Here is a 12,298-nt window from a genome sequence, read left to right as displayed (position 1 = left end):
TTTTAATCTGAGAATAAGGAGTCTTACATGGCCGCTATTAATCTGACCGCCGCTGAATTCGAAGAAACCATTAACAATAACGAAATCGTCATTTTTGATTTCTGGGCTGAATGGTGCGGCCCTTGCAAACAGTTTGCACCGGTATTTGAAGAAATTTCTGAAAAACACCCGGAGATTGTTTTTGCAAAGGTCAACGTTGAAGAAGAACAAGAGTTGGCGGGCATGTTCCAAGTTCGTTCAATTCCTACACTGGTATTTATGCGAGAAAAAATTGTTGTCTTCTCCAATCCTGGCGCGATTCCAGGCAGTGCTTTGGAGGAAGGCATTAAACAGCTTCTAGAACTGGATATGGAAAAGGTTCATAAAGATTTGGCTGAAGCTCAGCAGCAGCAGTAATCCCTGCCCTGCGGCACACGGCTGGAGCTTTCTAATCACGTTTCTTTGATTAGATGGCCCGGCCATTTAGTGCCGATCCATTATTTTTCTAAACATAAATCTCAACAGGCGGTTCCTGAGATAGTCGCCGAACCAGATCAGAAAGCGTCACAATACCAACGACTTCCCCCTTCTCACTGACAATTGGCAGTGCCCCGATATGATATTGCGTCAAGGCCATCGCCACTTGGCGAATCTCTGTCTCAGGACGTGCAGTCACAACTTGATTTTGCATAACCTCTGCAATGCGGCTGACTCGAATGTCTTCTAACTCACCCGCATCATTCAATATCGCCTTCTTCAACAGATCGCCCTGCGCACAAATCCCAACCAGCCCCGCCTCGCCGACCACAGGAAGATGATTAATATCTTGCTGCTGCATGATATTCCAGGCTTCCGTAATCGTAGCTTCGGGTGTGACGGTTGTTACTGGCTGAATCATGATCTCCGCCACCTTGACCACAACATGGCGATCACCAGCTGGTTTCTGGGCGCGCTGATACTGCTTTAACGCTAACTGACGTTGAAAATACGGGTTGGAATGATCCGGTTCCATATTCATATCGGCCAACTCCGTTTTAGGAGATTCCGTCACTCGCCTAGCAGGATCAACTTTTAACGCTGGGAGATTATGCGCCGCGCCGATAAAACTTTGTCCCTCCGGACTGTAAACGACAAACATTCCCCTCTCCTTTAAAACTCGCTCCAAACTAGAGTGTCATAACTTTTTTATCGGCTTAACTGCAAGAACATTAAATCAAAGATACGTAAAAAAGACTAAAAACAAGCTTTATTTAAGACATTTCCCATCTTCGATTTGAATAATTTCCTTGCTTTTAACTATACTATTATTTTTTGCGAGTAAGTTTATGCTCAATAAGCATAACTTCAACAAACTTTCAAAAGAAATCGATAAATCAAACATTATCTGAGGAAATAAAATGTCCGTATTGGTCACGAAGCAAGCCCCTGATTTTACTTCTGCTGCAGTTCTTGCAGACGGTTCAATTGTCGAAGACTTTAACCTAAAAAGCCACATTGCCGGCAAGTATGCTGTGGTGTTCTTCTATCCTTTAGACTTCACCTTCGTCTGCCCATCTGAAATTTTGGCGTTCGATCACCGTGTGGAAAAATTCAAAGAACTCAACACTGAGGTAGTAGGTATCTCTGTAGATTCTCAGTTTACCCATAACGCATGGCGTAACACGCCTGTAGATCAAGGTGGTTTAGGCCCGGTTAAGTTCCCATTGGTAGCTGACCTTGGCGGTGCGATCATGGAAGCTTATGGTGTCGCCCACCCAGGTAATGTCGCTCTGCGTGGTGCTTTCCTTATCGACAAGGACGGCGTTGTTCGTCATCAAGTAGTGAATGATCTACCACTAGGTCGTAACGTTGATGAAATGGTACGTATGGTTGAAGCCTTACAATTCCACGAAGAAGTGGGTGAAGTCTGCCCGGCTGGTTGGAACAAAGGGGATGCAGGTATGAAAGACTCTCCTGAAGGAGTGGCTAAATACTTAAGCGAGCACGCTGACGAGCTATAATTTGCCCCAAATAAAGCTTAGGGTTTTATTTGCCATGCATTCAGCATTAAAATAACCCCAATCAATGAGCTTATAGAAGGCTGTCAAATTGACAGCCTTTTTTATTGGGAGAAACAATGCAACAGCAGCTGAATTTCTATCAGGAACGTATTCATACTCAACTTACCGGCTATCTTCAGCAAGAGTCACTTAATCAATTCAGTCCAAAATTAAACGATGCTTTGCATTATGCCACTCTAAACGGCGGAAAACGCCTTCGTCCTGCCTTGATTTACGCAGTCGGTGAGTCTTTAGAAATCCCCATAAACAAGCTCGACAGTGCGGCCTGCGCTATTGAATTGATTCACAGCTACTCCCTGGTTCATGATGACCTTCCGGCCATGGATGACGATGACCTGCGCCGCGGCCAAGCCACTTGCCACATTGCATTCGATGAAGCCACCGCTATTTTGGTGGGGGATGCTCAACAGGCGCTGGCCTTTCAAATTCTTAGCCAAGATCATTCGGTATCAGACACTCACAAAGTGAAATTGATCCAGCTTTTGAGCCAAGCCTCTGGAGCAAGAGGCATGATCGGCGGACAAATGATCGATCTCGAATCGGAAAATCAAGATTTGGATCTTGAAACTCTGCAAACTTTACACCAGATGAAAACCGGTGCCCTGCTCAAGGCGGCCTTGTTAATGGGCGCAGTTCAAAGCTCACGATTTAACGAACTGGAATCCGGCTTAAGGCTGTTAGGTGAAAGCATCGGTCTGGCGTTTCAGGTTCAGGACGACATTCTCGATATAGAGGGCGAGACGGAAACCCTTGGCAAGCCCCAAGGAAGCGACTTGCAAGCTGGAAAATCGACTTATCCCAAATTGATGGGGCTCGAGGCTTCAAAAAGCTATCGCGACAAGTTGATTCTTCAGGCCAAAACGCAGTTTGAAGCACTCAATATCAACAGTCCATTCTTAGCGCAACTGATTGATTACATTGCCAAACGCAATCACTGAACAAGCAAATTTATCCATAAATATAAAAATCGCTCTACTTTGAATCACGTCGGGTTTCCGATATAATTCGTTCTCCTTGTTATTTAAGAAGATTTTGCGGTTATGGCCCAGACATTTGTTTTAAAAACCCTATTGGATTTCGCCTCTGCGCATAGTTTGCGCGCCTATCCCGGCGACTGTGCCAAGTTGCATGGCCATAACTGGAAAATTGAAGTGCAAGTAGCGGGCCATCAGCTGAATGAAATCGGCATGGTCATCGATTTTAAAGAGATCAAAAAACACGCTAAAGAAGTCATTAAAGAACTGGATCATACTTTTCTGAATGACCACCCTTACTTCAAAGAGCACAATCCAACCGCGGAAAACATCGCGGTCTATCTCTACCGTGAAATCCAGTCACGCATCTCAACCGATCAAGTCAAAATGCACAGTCTGACCGTGTGGGAAAACGATCGCAACTGTGTCACCTACTCCGAACAATAGAGTTTGTTTAAAAAGGCCTGTCAAAACACAACAGGCCTGCTAAAATCGGCTGTTATTCTTAATCCCAACTTTTTTAAAAACCGATTTTATGATATCCACGACCGCCATTGACCCTAGCGTACTTCTGATTTTCAGTGCACTCATCGGACTTATTTTAGGGAGTTTTATTTCCATGCTCAGTTGGCGTCTACCTCGCCTGCTTATGGAAGAAGAACCAAATCTGCTTAAATCCATTTCAGTCGGGGGCTCCAAATGCCCACATTGCGACGAGCGTTTGCCGTGGTATCGCCTGATTCCCCTATTTAGCTGGTTGGCCAGTCGTGGCCGCTGCCACCATTGCAAGACTAAGATATCGGTGCGTTATCCGCTGATAGAACTGGCCACGTCCGTCACCACCGTGCTGATTGTCTGGCTATATGGCCTAACACCGATGGGGTTTGCCGCACTGATATTCAGTTGGGTCCTGATTACCATCAGCATCATCGACATTGAGCACCAATTGATTTTAGATGTCCTGAGTCTACCTTTGCTCTGGCTGGGCTTACTGATCAATACACAATCTCTGTTTGTGCCTCTCAATGAAGCCGTTTGGGGGGCTGCGGTAGGTTATCTGCTGCTATGGATTTTATTCCACAGCTTCAAGTTGCTTACCGGCAAAGAAGGCATGGGCTACGGAGACTTTAAACTATTGGCCGCTCTTGGCGCATGGTTTGGAGTGGCGGCGCTCCCGCAAATCATTCTGATTGCCTCTGTGACCAGCTTAGTGATTGGTTTTGGCGGAGTATTCCTGAAAAAACGCGCTTACGACAATCCCCTAGCATTCGGTCCTTTTTTGGCGCTCGGAGGCTGGGTGACACTGATTGCGGGAAGCCAGCTTATTTAACCGACCGAAAACACCCCCTCGCATCAACAAAAAAGCCGCTGAAAACAAACTCTTCAGCGGCTTTTAGAGTGAGACAGAAATACTATTTAATTGTTCAATCAGCTTCCCAACTTCGCTTCGGTTTCTTCACAGACCTGAAACATCTTCAGCTTATTGCTTTTCACGAAGTTCATCACATACTGAAACATAACCGGATTCACTGTTTCCAGTTCCGTATCGATAATCAAACACTTTTCACCCTCATACAATTCAGGGTGCAGCAATTCAGAAAACACCAAACGATGGGAGCTGCCATAACTCGCCATCATAGAGGAGATGCGATCGATCCAATCGCTCGGTCTAAATTTACGCCCGTCTTCGGTGTATCCTTGAATGATATATTTGCAGTGCACGATGTTTTGTCCGCGTATTGTTTTTATGTGTTCAACAAATCAAATTTGCTCAGAATTAATTAGGGTGTAAGTTTAGCATAAAAACGGCTAATCGCCACCGTTAACAGCGGCTTAGCCACGCTTTTTTAAGTGATTTTTTTCAATCGTTTTGATCAATTTTTTCAATGAGATAAAAAATCAACAGGCCTGCTCAAAATGAAAAGCCTGCATTTTCAATAAGGTGCGCTTGAACCGCGGATTGAACACAAAATCTTCAAGCATTTCAACGTATAACATGGCATAATACTTTGTTCCCAAAACAGCCGTGATCATAACTTAAACGATCCGTGCTGAGGTCTTTTGAGCTTTTGTAATCGAGTTTTATTAGGAAAAATTATGACGCAGTATCAAACCGATGATCTACGTATCAAAAATATTACCGAAGTCCGCCCCCCTTGCGAACTGCACGAACAGTTTCCAATTACCGAGTCGGCGGCGAAGACGGTGTATGATACGCGTCAGCAAATTCACAACATCCTTTCTGGGCGTGACGACCGTCTGCTGGTCATTATTGGGCCCTGCTCAATCCATGATCCGCAAGCGGCGCGCGATTACGCCGAAAAACTCAAAGCGCAAATAGCCAAACATAAAGACGACCTGCTGGTGGTGATGCGCGTTTACTTTGAAAAGCCGCGTACCACCGTTGGCTGGAAAGGGTTAATCAACGATCCTGGCCTGGATGAATCCTTCCAGATCAACTATGGCTTAGAAGTCGCACGCTCGCTGCTGCTGGACATCAACGATATGGGCGTCCCGGCAGCCACTGAATTCTTGGACCTGATTTCACCGCAGTATATTGCCGACCTGATCTCTTGGGGTGCGATCGGTGCACGTACCACCGAGAGCCAGGGGCACCGTGAATTGGCTTCCGGCCTTTCCTGCCCGGTCGGCTTCAAAAACAGTACCGACGGCAGCTTCCAGATAGCCGTAGATGCCATTCGCGCCGCCAACAATCCGCACATCTTTATGTCACTGACTAAAGCCGGCCATTCGGCCATTTTTGAAACCTCTGGAAACCCGGATTGTCATGTGATCCTACGTGGTGGAAATACTGGACCGAATTACGATGAAGCGCATGTTAAAGAAGCTGTAGAACTGCTGCAAAATGCCGGAGTGGAAGATAAGCTAATGGTGGATTGCAGCCACGCAAACAGCCAGAAACAACATGAGCGTCAATTGGTGGTGGCCGAATCCATCTCCGAACAGTTAGCTTCCGGTTCGTATCACTTGATGGGTGCCATGATCGAAAGCCACTTACTGGAAGGTCGTCAGGATGTGAAACCAGGCAAAGAGCTGACTTACGGTCAAAGCATTACCGATGCCTGCATCGGCTGGGAAGACAGCGAAAAAATTCTCGATATCCTTGCAGATGGCGTACAAAAACGCCGTCAGCACCAAGCCTAAGCTGGATACGTTTCCACTGTCCCGGCGCGTGCAAAGGTTAATTTGTGCGCGTCTACAACTGTCCACATTCTCAAATAGCCCAAACACACTCTTTCAAAATGAACAGGCCTGTTCAATGCCATTACAACACTGATCAAAAATGCTGATAACCAGACTGTTTAATCGTCTGTAAAAATGCGTCATAGGCCGAGTCATCTGCAAACACTTCCCGACTGCGGTCACTAAAATAAATTCCCCGCTTGGCCTGTGCAGCACGTTTCATTCGCCCTATTTCTGTCACCTTGACGCCCAACTGTTCGGCAAGTCTCACCACCCCATCCCAATTTTTCGGCGGCACGGTAAAACAGAGTTGATAATCATCCCCGGCCGCAAGTGGCAGTGTCCATTCTGGACGCTGTCTAAACCAATGCTGCATCGCATCCGAAAGCGGCAATTGGCCCAACTCAACTTCTGCTGCAAGCTCATCTGTTAAAGACTCATTTAATTGGTTAGAGCACTCGAGGATATGCCCTAAATCTGCCAGCAGCCCGTCAGAAACATCAATTGCCGAGGACGCTAACCCTATGAGACGTTGACCGATCTCCAGCTGCGGTTGCGGTCGATTCAGTGCCGACAACAGCAATGCCGTATAGTTTTTATGCGGCTCATCCAACCAGGCCTGTTCAGTATGTGACAGCCGGTTTAAGGCGATCTTCAAACCTAATCCCGCATCCCCTAACTCACCGGTCACAGCAATTTTATCACCCTCTTTGGCACCACTTCTTAACAACGCCGTACCGGTCGGTACCCAGCCATTGGCGGTCACCGTCAGTGTCAAAGGCCCTTTGGTCGTATCTCCCCCCACCAACGGCACTCGATATCGTTGGCAAATCGCCTTCAATCCCTGTGCAAAATCGTGCAGCCAAGCTTCATTATGTTCTGGCAAGGTTAATCCCAAAGTGAAAGAGTTCGGCTTCGCCCCCATAGCGGCCAAATCACTTAAGTTGACCGCAACCGCTTTCCAGGCAATATCATCGGCAGTGGCATGTTCCGGAAAATGCACGCCGGCTACCAAGGTGTCGGTCACTACCACCAACTGATGTTTCGGCGGCGGCGTCAACACTGCGCCATCATCGCCAATTCCGATTTCATCTTGGGATAACCCTTGACTCAAAGGCCGGAAATAACGGTCAATCAGACTGAATTCTTGTCCCATCTTTACTTTCACTTAAAACTAAAAGGCCTCGAAAGCTCAGCTTACGAGGCCTTAAATAATTTGAAATGGATTAATTGGATTTAGGAAGAGGCTGCGTTCGCTTCCAGGGCACGTAGCTGCTGCGCTACCTTATCCAGAATACCATTAATGTATTTGTGACTCTCTTCCGCACCAAAACGCTTCGCCAACTCAACGCATTCGTTGATAATAACTTTATACGGAATCTCCAACTTGTTCTGCAGTTCATACACCCCCATGCGCAGAACCGTTTTCTCTACCGGGTCAATCATTGTAACGGCGCGATCCAGCATCGGCTCATAAACGCTATCCAGCGTTTCAGCCTGAGCAGAAACTTGGGTCAGCAGCTCATTAAACAGTTCCATATCCGCGTTGGCGAGTAGGCCATCCTCAATAAACTGGCGACTGATAACAACAGGTTCGTCAGCATTCATTAACCAGCGATAAAGCGCTTGCAGAGCGACACGTCGAGCCTGAGAGCGCGGAGAAACTTTTTTCTCCTCTTGCGGAATCTCTTCACCCCGACCAGGGTGAATTTGATCTTGATGTTTCATTCAGTATTCTTCTTACAGTTGTTTTAGTACATTAACCATTTCAATCGCTGCCAGGGTGCACTCTTCACCTTTATTTCCGGCTTTGGTTCCAGCACGCTCAATCGCCTGTTCAATACTGTCTACGGTTAAAACCCCGAAAGAGACCGGAATGCCGCTGGTGAGCTGAACTTGTCCCAAACCTTTTACACATTCTCCGGCGACATAGTCAAAGTGCGGTGTACCACCACGAATGACTGCACCCAGGGCAACAATTGCATCATATTTGCCAGAGTTAGCCATTTTTTGTGCAACCAATGGAATCTCAAACGCGCCAGGTACCAAAACCTTGTCAATATTTGCTTTATCGCCACCGTGACGAACGATGGTGTCAATGGCACCTTCGACCAAATGGTCAACGATAAAGCTGTTAAAACGTCCTACGACCAGGCCGATTTTCATATCTGCCGCGGTTAAGTTTCCAACGATTGTATTCATGCTGTTTCTCTTTCTACTCTTTGTGCCATGCATCGTTTGATGCATAGACGTTAAATCTGTAACTCATGTGCGCCAACGAATTGTGATCGCAATACACCACAATCTACGAGCGCTTATTTTGCCATATTTGTCCGGTAAGTTGAAAATTACCTAGCTTAACCATCCTTTTTAGGCAAGACTTCCGTAATTTCCAAACCGAAACCGCTCAAAGCATTCATTCGCCACGCCGAACCGATCACCTTAATCTTTTTGATGTTCAGGTCAGCGATGATCTGTGCGCCCAACCCATAGGTTTTCATATCATCTTCCGTGTGACGTTCCGGCGCCTTAATCCCCATATCCTTCATTTGGAATTGCTGGATTTTATCCAGTAACTCGCCCGCCTCTTCGTGCTTGCGTAAAACGACAATTGCACCACAGCCCTCTTCAACGATTTGTTTCATCGCCTTTTGCAAGGACCATCCACATTCTCCGCGGGTGGAACCGAAAACATCACACAGCGTATCCAGCATATGCACCCGCACCGCGGTGGACTGTTGCGGATCAACCTGCCCATACACCAAAGCAAAATGGGCTTTATGCTCAACAACATCCTGATAACCGATTAATTTAAACTCACCGAACTCCGTCGGCAATTTGCATTCGGAAACCCGCTCGATCGTTTTTTCATGTTGCAACCGATACTGGATCAAATCGGCAATGGTTCCGATTTTTAACCCGTGTTGTTGAGCATAGGTTTCCAGGTCGTCACGACGCGCCATAGAACCGTCTTCATTCATAATCTCGACAATCACCGAAGCCGCTTCAAAACCGGCTAAACGCGCCAAATCGCAACCCGCTTCGGTATGTCCGGCACGCGTCAATACGCCACCGGGCTGGGCCATGAGCGGAAAAATATGGCCTGGGGTCACGATATCCGACGGCCCTGCGTCTTTTGCCACTGCGGTACGCACTGTCACCGCGCGGTCTGCGGCCGAAATACCGGTGGTCACCCCTTCGGCCGCCTCAATGGAAACCGTGAAGTTGGTGCCGTGCGGATCGGTATTGTCGCGCACCATCAAAGGCAGATGCAGCTGATTACAACGCTCGCGCGTCATCGTCAAACAGATCAGGCCACGTCCATAGCGTGCCATGAAATTGATATCTTCAGCGGTGACGGTTTCCGCAGGCACCAAAAGATCACCTTCGTTTTCGCGATCTTCGTCATCCATCAAAATGACCATTTTGCCTTGCTTGTAATCTTCAATCAGTTCTTCGATGGTATTCAGCTGCATCTTATCGTCCGTTGTTCATTGATTCTTGAGTAAAGCGGTTATTTAAACCCATTTTCCGCTAAAAAGCTGGCGGTAATCTTCGTTTCTTTTTCAGGCTGGCTCGCAGAGAGCATTCTTTCCAGATAACGTGCCAACAGGTCCACTTCAAGGTTCACTTTTGTCCCTTCTTTAAAGTGCTTGATGGTCGTTTCTTGGCGCGTGTGCGGTACAATGTTCACATCAAATGTGCAATCTTCGACCTTGTTAACCGTAAGACTGATGCCATTGATACAAATGGAACCCTTGGCCGCAATATATTTGCAAAGCGCCTTAGGGGCCTCAATCTGATAACGCCAAGAACGCGCGTCCTGTTGAATCGACTTCACCTCACCCACACCGTCCACATGGCCACTGACCAAGTGGCCACCGAGTCGATCCTGTAAGCGTAACGCTTTTTCCAGGTTCACCGGCGTGCCTTTTTTCCACTCTCCGGCCGTGGTCACAGACAAGGTTTCGGCCGACACATCTGCAGTATAACTGTGCTCGCTATACTCAATCGCCGTCAGACAGATACCGTTTGCGGCAATACTGTCGCCTAAAGCCACATCACTCATATCGAGCTTGCCGGTATGAATGGTAACTCGCCAATCGCCTTGACGCGGTTCGATTTTTTCAATCTTACCTTCCGCTTGAATGATTCCTGTAAACATTTACCACCTTCTAAAAACAAACAGGCCTGCTTGCTTTATTCACTTACTTCAATCGTTTTCGGTTTTAAAATCAGTCGCACATCTTCCCCGAACGGCGTCACTGATTCAATTTTAAACGGCACCTTATCTTGCATGCGTTCCAATCCAGGAAGCACGAACATTGGGCGCGCCTGATCTCCCATCAGGATCGGGGCAACAAAACTGTGTAACTCATCCACCACGCCGGCTTGAATAAAGGCCCCGGCCACAATTGCGCCCGATTCAACCATCACTTCTCGAATCGATTCTTCTTCCGCCAAATAACGTAAAACCGAATCAATATCCAAACGATCCTCTTCCGCCGAGACCGCAACCAATTCTGCTCCAGCAGAGAGTACGCTCTCTGCGGCTTCGCCATCGCGTTCCACCGTCTCCTTGGAGGTCATGACAATGGTTCTGCCCGGCAAGCCCAACATTTTGGCATTAAGCGGCATACTCAAATTCGGGTCAAGCACCACACGCAACGGATGGCATGAGTCCGCCGTCAGATGCATTTCAGCCAATAGCTCGTCGGCAAGACGGACATTCAGACAGGGATCGTCCGCCAGCACCGTCCCGATCCCGGTAATGATCGCTCCGCTGCGCGCCCTAAGTTTATGCACTTCCTGACGTGCCAACTCACCGGTAATCCAATGACTTTCACCATTCGCCATGGCCGTTCGACCATCCAGGCTGCTGGCCATTTTCAAGCGTACAAAAGGACGTTTTTTTTCCATCATCTGAATAAATCCCGGATTCAATGCTCTGGCCTCATCTTCCATAAGACCCACTTCAACCTGAATGCCGGCCGCCTGCAATTTTTGCATACCGCCACCAGCAACCAAAGGATTGGGGTCCTGCATGGCAATCACCACACGCGCCACACCAGCCTCCACCAAACCGTCCGCACAGGGCGGTGTCCGCCCGTAATGCGAACACGGCTCCAATGTCACATAGGCAGTCGCCCCTTCAGCCAGACTACCGGCTTCCGCCAGAGCGACACGTTCGGCATGCGGCTCTCCCGCTTGTCTGTGCCAACCCTGACCAACAATCTTGTCACCTCTAGTCAGCACACAGCCGACGGCTGGATTGGGCTTGGTGGAATAGAGCCCTTTTTTTGCCAGCTCAATCGCCAGCGCCATGAAGCGTTGATCCTGCTCGGAAAAAGGTTCGGCCATCATCCGCTATTGTCCCTTTGCGCCGTGGTCGCCTGCACCAAACGTTCAATCTCTTCACGGAAGGCGTTCACATCCTGAAACGAACGATACACCGAGGCAAAACGCACATAGGCGACCTGATCCAATTCACGCAGCGCCTCCATCACCCATTCACCCAGCTGAGAAGAAGGGATTTCTCGCACCCCTTCCGCCATCAAGCGTTTGGTCATCTGCGAAATAATCTTATCGATCGCGTCACTTTCGACCGGACGTTTTTCTAACGCCTTGATCAAACCTCGGCGAATCTTCTGTTCATCAAAACGTTCACGGTTACCATCGCTTTTCACGACGCGCGGTAAAGAAAGTTCCGCGGACTCATAGGTTGTAAAACGTTCACCGCATTGTAGACACTCACGGCGGCGACGTACCTGCGTGCCTTCTGTCGCCAGACGGGAATCGACCACCTTGGTATCTGGTGCGTTACAAAACGGACAATGCATAACCCAACCTCGTCATTGCAAACAATCTTCTAGGAAGACCTTATCAATTAGATACTTTATAAAAACGTTTTCCGCTTTTTAAAGAAGGAACAATTAAAAACCGCAACGAAAACGATAAAACATTCATATAAAACAACTATTTATTTATAAACCTATACATACTAAAAAGCCACCAGGCCTGGTGGCTTTTAAGCATGAATGACTTGTCAGATAAGTACAAGTCATTTTCCCATCTGAAACC

General features: G+C 47.7%; 15 protein-coding genes. 6 read left to right on the top strand and 9 right to left on the bottom strand.

Features of this window, described 5'->3' with window-relative positions:
- The first annotated feature begins 27 nt into the window (after nucleotides 1-27).
- Complete coding sequence (gene trxA / locus QCB44_RS03590) at nucleotides 28-396, top strand: thioredoxin (RefSeq protein ID WP_279407964.1); 369 nt, start codon at nucleotides 28-30, stop codon at nucleotides 394-396.
- An 88-nt stretch (nucleotides 397-484) separates the two neighbouring features.
- On the opposite strand, the gene QCB44_RS03585 is transcribed toward trxA, so the two are convergent.
- The gene (locus QCB44_RS03585; RefSeq protein WP_279407963.1) at nucleotides 485-1,117 is read right to left on the bottom strand and encodes a CBS domain-containing protein; all 633 of its coding nucleotides are present in this window, start codon (nucleotides 1,115-1,117) and stop codon (nucleotides 485-487) included.
- A 259-nt stretch (nucleotides 1,118-1,376) separates the two neighbouring features.
- On the opposite strand from QCB44_RS03585, the gene QCB44_RS03580 reads away from it, so the two are divergent.
- From QCB44_RS03580 to QCB44_RS03565, 4 genes are all read left to right on the top strand, one after another.
- On the top strand, nucleotides 1,377-1,979 hold the full coding sequence (locus QCB44_RS03580) for a peroxiredoxin C (protein WP_279407962.1): 603 nt from the start codon (nucleotides 1,377-1,379) through the stop codon (nucleotides 1,977-1,979).
- 116 nt (nucleotides 1,980-2,095) lie between these two features.
- On the top strand, nucleotides 2,096-2,977 hold the full coding sequence (locus QCB44_RS03575) for a farnesyl diphosphate synthase (protein ID WP_279407961.1): 882 nt from the start codon (nucleotides 2,096-2,098) through the stop codon (nucleotides 2,975-2,977).
- A gap of 102 nt (nucleotides 2,978-3,079) precedes the next feature.
- Nucleotides 3,080-3,460, top strand: a complete 381-nt coding sequence (gene queD, locus QCB44_RS03570; protein ID WP_279407960.1) for a 6-carboxytetrahydropterin synthase QueD — start codon at nucleotides 3,080-3,082, stop codon at nucleotides 3,458-3,460.
- A gap of 88 nt (nucleotides 3,461-3,548) precedes the next feature.
- A complete protein-coding gene (locus QCB44_RS03565; RefSeq protein WP_279407959.1) occupies nucleotides 3,549-4,343 on the top strand; it encodes an A24 family peptidase in 795 nt (264 codons plus the stop codon).
- A gap of 98 nt (nucleotides 4,344-4,441) precedes the next feature.
- On the opposite strand, the gene QCB44_RS03560 is transcribed toward QCB44_RS03565, so the two are convergent.
- Nucleotides 4,442-4,735 (bottom strand): DUF3579 domain-containing protein, encoded by a 294-nt coding sequence (locus tag QCB44_RS03560; RefSeq protein ID WP_279407958.1) that lies wholly within the window; start codon nucleotides 4,733-4,735, stop codon nucleotides 4,442-4,444.
- A 375-nt stretch (nucleotides 4,736-5,110) separates the two neighbouring features.
- Here QCB44_RS03560 and aroG point away from each other — a divergent pair, with 375 nt between their 5' ends.
- Complete coding sequence (gene aroG, locus QCB44_RS03555; RefSeq protein WP_279407957.1) at nucleotides 5,111-6,178, top strand: 3-deoxy-7-phosphoheptulonate synthase AroG; 1,068 nt, start codon at nucleotides 5,111-5,113, stop codon at nucleotides 6,176-6,178.
- Between the two features lie 133 nt (nucleotides 6,179-6,311).
- Here aroG and thiL read toward each other — a convergent pair whose 3' ends face one another.
- The 7 genes from thiL to nrdR all read right to left on the bottom strand — a co-directional run bounded on the left by thiL (nucleotide 6,312) and on the right by nrdR (nucleotide 12,057).
- Entirely contained in the window at nucleotides 6,312-7,373 is a 1,062-nt protein-coding gene (gene thiL / locus QCB44_RS03550) for a thiamine-phosphate kinase (protein ID WP_279407956.1), read from the bottom strand.
- Between the two features lie 80 nt (nucleotides 7,374-7,453).
- A complete protein-coding gene (gene nusB, locus QCB44_RS03545) occupies nucleotides 7,454-7,945 on the bottom strand; it encodes a transcription antitermination factor NusB (protein ID WP_279407955.1) in 492 nt (163 codons plus the stop codon).
- Nucleotides 7,946-7,957: 12 nt separating this feature from the next.
- Nucleotides 7,958-8,419, bottom strand: a complete 462-nt coding sequence (ribE, locus tag QCB44_RS03540) for a 6,7-dimethyl-8-ribityllumazine synthase (protein ID WP_279407954.1) — start codon at nucleotides 8,417-8,419, stop codon at nucleotides 7,958-7,960.
- Between the two features lie 155 nt (nucleotides 8,420-8,574).
- Complete coding sequence (gene ribBA / locus QCB44_RS03535; protein ID WP_279407953.1) at nucleotides 8,575-9,693, bottom strand: bifunctional 3,4-dihydroxy-2-butanone-4-phosphate synthase/GTP cyclohydrolase II; 1,119 nt, start codon at nucleotides 9,691-9,693, stop codon at nucleotides 8,575-8,577.
- A 38-nt stretch (nucleotides 9,694-9,731) separates the two neighbouring features.
- Nucleotides 9,732-10,382 (bottom strand): riboflavin synthase, encoded by a 651-nt coding sequence (locus QCB44_RS03530; protein ID WP_279407952.1) that lies wholly within the window; start codon nucleotides 10,380-10,382, stop codon nucleotides 9,732-9,734.
- A gap of 35 nt (nucleotides 10,383-10,417) precedes the next feature.
- Complete coding sequence (ribD, locus tag QCB44_RS03525) at nucleotides 10,418-11,581, bottom strand: bifunctional diaminohydroxyphosphoribosylaminopyrimidine deaminase/5-amino-6-(5-phosphoribosylamino)uracil reductase RibD (protein ID WP_279407951.1); 1,164 nt, start codon at nucleotides 11,579-11,581, stop codon at nucleotides 10,418-10,420.
- Entirely contained in the window at nucleotides 11,578-12,057 is a 480-nt protein-coding gene (gene nrdR / locus QCB44_RS03520) for a transcriptional regulator NrdR (RefSeq protein ID WP_279407950.1), read from the bottom strand. The genes ribD and nrdR overlap by 4 nt, the downstream gene beginning before the upstream one ends.
- Nucleotides 12,058-12,298: the final 241 nt, after the last annotated feature.

Origin of the sequence: Thiomicrorhabdus sp. zzn3 (assembly GCF_029767755.1) — a bacterium.
Classification (GTDB): Bacteria; Pseudomonadota; Gammaproteobacteria; order Thiomicrospirales; family Thiomicrospiraceae; genus Thiomicrorhabdus.
The sequence above is the reverse complement of the archived record's forward strand: the minus strand, read 5'-3'. Positions and strand labels throughout refer to the sequence as shown.

Coding starts and splice junctions, on each gene's coding strand:
- QCB44_RS03575 (WP_279407961.1), top strand. CDS start 2,096: ATGCAACAGCAGCTGAATTTCTATCAGGAACGTATTCATACTCAACTT.
- thiL (WP_279407956.1), bottom strand. CDS start 7,373: ATGGGACAAGAATTCAGTCTGATTGACCGTTATTTCCGGCCTTTGAGT.
- trxA (WP_279407964.1), top strand. CDS start 28: ATGGCCGCTATTAATCTGACCGCCGCTGAATTCGAAGAAACCATTAAC.
- QCB44_RS03585 (WP_279407963.1), bottom strand. CDS start 1,117: ATGTTTGTCGTTTACAGTCCGGAGGGACAAAGTTTTATCGGCGCGGCG.
- ribE (WP_279407954.1), bottom strand. CDS start 8,419: ATGAATACAATCGTTGGAAACTTAACCGCGGCAGATATGAAAATCGGC.
- ribBA (WP_279407953.1), bottom strand. CDS start 9,693: ATGCAGCTGAATACCATCGAAGAACTGATTGAAGATTACAAGCAAGGC.
- aroG (WP_279407957.1), top strand. CDS start 5,111: ATGACGCAGTATCAAACCGATGATCTACGTATCAAAAATATTACCGAA.
- queD (WP_279407960.1), top strand. CDS start 3,080: ATGGCCCAGACATTTGTTTTAAAAACCCTATTGGATTTCGCCTCTGCG.
- nrdR (WP_279407950.1), bottom strand. CDS start 12,057: ATGCATTGTCCGTTTTGTAACGCACCAGATACCAAGGTGGTCGATTCC.
- QCB44_RS03565 (WP_279407959.1), top strand. CDS start 3,549: ATGATATCCACGACCGCCATTGACCCTAGCGTACTTCTGATTTTCAGT.
- QCB44_RS03530 (WP_279407952.1), bottom strand. CDS start 10,382: ATGTTTACAGGAATCATTCAAGCGGAAGGTAAGATTGAAAAAATCGAA.
- QCB44_RS03580 (WP_279407962.1), top strand. CDS start 1,377: ATGTCCGTATTGGTCACGAAGCAAGCCCCTGATTTTACTTCTGCTGCA.
- ribD (WP_279407951.1), bottom strand. CDS start 11,581: ATGATGGCCGAACCTTTTTCCGAGCAGGATCAACGCTTCATGGCGCTG.
- nusB (WP_279407955.1), bottom strand. CDS start 7,945: ATGAAACATCAAGATCAAATTCACCCTGGTCGGGGTGAAGAGATTCCG.